Here is a 4,653-nt window from a genome sequence, read left to right as displayed (position 1 = left end):
CGCGTACGCATCCCTCACCAGGCACGCCGATTCTTTGCGGTCCGCAGGGGATGAACGCTCCCGCGGCCAGATCATGGCCGATTCTTTGGTCGAACGCGTCACCGGGACCCCGGGCGGGATCGCCGGGATCGACATCCAGCTCGTCATGACCGACCGCACCCTCTTGCAGGGCGACAGTGAACCCGCCCGACTCACCGGCTACGGCACCGTCCCCGCACAATGGGCACGCGAAACCATCCTGAACAGGACAACCAGCCCCGGCTTTTATGCTGGTGCCGTTGCTGGCCTTGCTTCTGGCTCCGATGCCGTTGCTGGTTCTGTCGCCGGCGGGGACTCTGGCGCTGACACTGCTGTTGGTGCTGAGGCTGTTGTTGGTTCTGGTTCGAGTTCTCCCGACCAGCATGAACTGTCGGTCTGGCTCCGCAGGCTCTACACAGCCCCCGGCACCGGTGAGCTGGTCGCGATGGACTCAAAAGCCAGGTTCTTCCCACCCGGGCTCCGCCGGTTCCTCCAGGTCCGCGACGACACCTGCCGGACCCCGTACTGCGACGCGCCCATCCGGCATGACGACCACGTCATCCCCTGGCACAACGACGGACCAACCAGCAGCACCAACGGCCAGGGGCTCTGCGAAGCCTGCAACCACACCAAGGAAAACCCCGGCTGGACCGCCAAACCCATCCCCGGAACCCGCCACACCGTCGAAACGCGGACACCAACAGGCCACACGTACCACTCCACCGCGCCGCCACTGCCTGGCACGCAGGCGAGAGTTGGAACTGAGCCCGCCATCCGCCGTCGTACCGGCCACGCACCACCCCGGGAGCCGGTTCGGCGCCAGGAAGCGTTGAAGCCCGCCGTCCAGATACTGGGTCGGGCGGGGCCTGCCGGCTAATGGTCTCGGCATCAGCGCGCCTGCTGGACTTCGCGCCGGCGCAGGGCAGGTGGAAAGAGGTTGAGCCGGCGAAGATAATTCTGTCCCGTTGCGAAATAAGGCGTAAAGCTGCGTCTTAATTCGAAGGCCGACTTGAATGCTCTCCCGGCCGCTCCTAGAGTCGTATACAAGTTACCGCGGTAACGTGTCAGCGATCCTCCTTATGGAGGGTGTGGGTGCCCCCATGTGGGCCTGACATTTGCTCACGGATAACTCCATTACAGGCGTAACAGTCGCGGCTGCGTTCCTGTGGAGTTTTTTCGTGTTCCCCAAACTCAATTCATTGCCGACCCGCCGTCACATCTGCTGACAGCTGGCCCTCAATGGCCCAAAGCCAAGGACGCAAATGTCACCACCAAGCCTTATTGACGCACACCCGAATCTTACCGACGCCGCTCCCGTGGCGCTTTCCTACGAGCTGTTCCCGCCGCGTTCAGCGGCTGCCGCTGAAACGCTCTGGACCACTATCCGGGAACTGGAGACCACCGCACCGGACTACGTCTCCGTCACGTACGGGGCCAGCGGCTCCAATCGGGACACCGCCGTGGAACTGATCCACCGGCTCCTGCTGGAAACAACCCTCCGCCCGATCGCCCACCTGACCTGCGTGGGCAACACGCCGCAGGAACTGGCGGGGATTATCGGCGAACTGCTGGACATCGGTGCGCGCGGCATCCTTGCCCTTCGCGGTGACCAGCCCAAGGACGGCGGCCAGCCGGCAGAAGGGTCACTCCGTTACGCCCAGGACCTGATCGAGCTTATTCGCCGGGTTGAACAGCGGAGGTCGGCCCTGCTGTGCGCCGGAAAAATCGCCGTGGGCGTAGCAGCCTACCCCTCACGGCACCCGGAGTCGCCGAGCGAGGAACACGACATCGAAGTGCTGCTTGCCAAGCAGCGTTCCGGTGCTGACTTCGCCATCACCCAGGTCTTCTTCGACGCTGAGCAGTACGTAAGCCTTCTGACCCGGGCCCGCCGGGCCGGGGTCACCATCCCCATCATCCCGGGCGTTATGCCGTTGACCAGCCTCCGCCGGGTCACCCGGCTGGGCGAACTGGCGGGCGTGGAGCCGTCTCCGGATCTGCTGGAGCGGCTTGCTGCTGCCGATAACGACATCGAACGCCTCCGGATCGGCGTCCGCGCCACTGTCGACCTTGCTAATGCGGCACTGGATGCGGGAGCCCCCGGCATCCACCTCTACACCTTCAATGAGCACCAGAGCGCGCTCGAGGTGCTGGACAAGCTAGCCCTTCCGCGGCACCAGCGGGCAGCCAGCCGCCACAGCGTTGCGGCGCGCCCGCAGCTCGCCAGCTGATTATCCCTCAGCACAGCACAGCACAGCCTTCAGACATCACAGCTCCCACCTTTAGGAATCTGCCATGACTTCACAGAACACTCCCTTCCCCTCCGCCTCACTCCTGGGCTACCCCCGGATCGGCCGCCGCCGCGAACTCAAGAAGGCCGTCGAGGCCTACTGGGCCGGCAAGATCGACGCCGCCGCACTGGATGCAGCCGCGAAGGACATCCAGCTGACCATCGCCAAGCGCCTGCAGGAACTCGGCCTGACCGAAGCCGCAGCCGTCCCGGGCACCTTCTCCTACTATGACCAGGTTCTGGACACTACCGCCCACCTCGGCGCCGTGCCGGCCCGCTTCGGCAAGCTCCTCAATGAAGAGGGACAGCTGGACATCGACGGCTACTTCAACCTGGCCCGCGGCAACAAGGAACAGCAGCCGCTGGAGATGACCAAGTGGTTTGACACCAACTACCACTACCTGGTGCCCGAGATCGGCCCGGAAACCAGCTTCACCCTCGCCTCCACTGCCAAGGTTGACGAGTTCGCCTTCGCCCTGGCCAACGGCATCGAAACCCGCCCGTACATCGTGGGCCCGGTCACCTACCTGCTGCTCTCCAAGGCCTCCGACGACGCCCCGGCCGGTTTCGCTCCGCTGTCCCGCCTCGAGGACATCCTGCCCGTCTACGTCCAGCTGCTCGAAAAGCTGGCCGCTGCCGGTGCCAGCTGGGTCCAGCTCGACGAGCCCGCCCTCGTGGTGGACCAGGACGCCCCCGCCGCCGAAATCGAAGCAGCCGTCGCCCGTGCCTACGAGGTCCTCACCGCCGCTGCCAACCGCCCGCAGATCCTCGTCTCCACCCCGTACGGCGCCCTCGACGGCCAGCTCGGCACCCTCGCCGCCACCAACATCGACGCCCTGCACATCGATGTCTTCAAGGGCGCGGTTCCGTCCGCGGCCGCCCTTGCTGGCCTGGGCAACAAGACCCTGGTTGCCGGTGTGGTTGACGGCCACAACATCTGGCGCAACGACCTCGCCGTATCAGCTGCGAAGCTGGACGCCCTGAAGGCCGCCGCGGGGAAGCTTACCGTCAGCACCTCCACCTCCACCCAGCACGTCCCGCACGATGTTGCCGAGGAAACCCAGCTCTCAGAGCAGCTCCGCAGCTGGCTGGCCTTCTCGGATCAGAAGGCCGTCGAGGTCAAGACCCTCGCGTCCTACCTGGCTGACCCGGCATCCGCCAAGGCAGCCATCGACGAAGCCTCCGCTGTGATCGCATCCCGCGCCACCGCCGACGGCGTCCGCCGCGAGGACGTCCGCGCCCGCACCGAAGCCCTCACCGCCGCCGACTTCAGCCGCTCTGAGTACTCGGTCCGTGAAGCCGCCCAGGAAGAAGCGCTGCACCTGCCGCCGCTGCCCACAACCACCATCGGCTCCTTCCCGCAGACCTCCGAAATCCGCTCGGCCCGTGCCCGCAACAACAAGGGTGACCTGACCGACGAGCAGTACGAAAAGCTCATGAAGGACGAGATCAAGCGCGTCGTCGACCTGCAGGAGGAGCTCGGCTACGACGTCCTGGTCCACGGCGAGCCCGAGCGCAACGACATGGTCCAGTACTTCGCCGAGAACCTGGAAGGCTTCGACGTCACGGTCCACGGCTGGGTCCAGTCCTACGGCTCCCGCTGCACCCGCCCCTCCATCCTGTGGGGCGACGTCACCCGCAGCGCCCCCATCACTGTTGCCTGGGCAGAATACGCACAGTCGCTGACCAGCAAGCCGATGAAGGGCATGCTCACCGGTCCGGTCACCATCCTGGCCTGGTCCTTTGTCCGCGACGACCAGCCGCTGGGCGAGACCGCCAACCAGGTTGGCCTTGCGCTGCGCGACGAGATTGCCGACCTCGAGGCCGCCGGCATCAAGGTCATCCAGGTGGACGAGCCCGCCCTGCGCGAACTCCTCCCGCTGCGCAAGGCAGACCACGCGGACTACCTGAAGTGGTCCGTGGACTCCTTCCGCCTGGCAACCGCCGGTGCCGCCGACGCCACCCAGATCCACACCCACCTCTGCTACTCCGAGTTCGGCGTGATCATCGACGCGATCGACGGCCTGGACGCCGACGTGACCTCCATCGAAGCTGCACGCTCGCGCATGGAGGTTGTCCACGACCTCGAGTCCCACGGCTTCGGCCGCGGTGTTGGTCCCGGTGTTTACGACATCCACTCGCCGCGTGTTCCCGGCGAAGCCGAGGTCACTGAACTCCTGGCCACCGCCGTCAAGCACGTCCCGTCCCGCCAGCTCTGGGTCAACCCGGACTGTGGCCTGAAGACCCGCGGCTACGTCGAGACCGAAGAGTCCCTGCGCAACCTGGTCAAGGCAACCCAGGCGGTCCGCGCGGAGCTGCTGGAAGCAGCAGCGCAGTAAGACAACAGT

Annotated in this window: 3 protein-coding genes; all 3 read left to right on the top strand. The window is 65.8% G+C overall.

Annotation, left to right across the window (positions count from 1 at the left end):
• A partial coding sequence (locus P2Q66_RS02560; RefSeq protein ID WP_275725330.1) for an HNH endonuclease signature motif containing protein occupies nt 1–895 on the top strand: 895 nt, incomplete at its 5' end.
• A gap of 385 nt (nt 896–1,280) precedes the next feature.
• Nucleotides 1,281–2,246, top strand: coding sequence for a methylenetetrahydrofolate reductase (locus P2Q66_RS02555; RefSeq protein WP_079596307.1), 966 nt, complete (start codon nt 1,281–1,283; stop codon nt 2,244–2,246).
• A 64-nt stretch (nt 2,247–2,310) separates the two neighbouring features.
• A complete protein-coding gene (gene metE, locus P2Q66_RS02550; protein ID WP_275725327.1) occupies nt 2,311–4,644 on the top strand; it encodes a 5-methyltetrahydropteroyltriglutamate--homocysteine S-methyltransferase in 2,334 nt (777 codons plus the stop codon).
• Nucleotides 4,645–4,653 lie beyond the last annotated feature (9 nt).

It is taken from the genome of Arthrobacter sp. Cr_A7, assembly GCF_029222765.1.
GTDB lineage: Bacteria > Actinomycetota > Actinomycetes > Actinomycetales > Micrococcaceae > Arthrobacter.
Note: the sequence above shows the minus strand (reverse complement) of the source record. Positions and strands in the feature narration are given on the sequence as shown.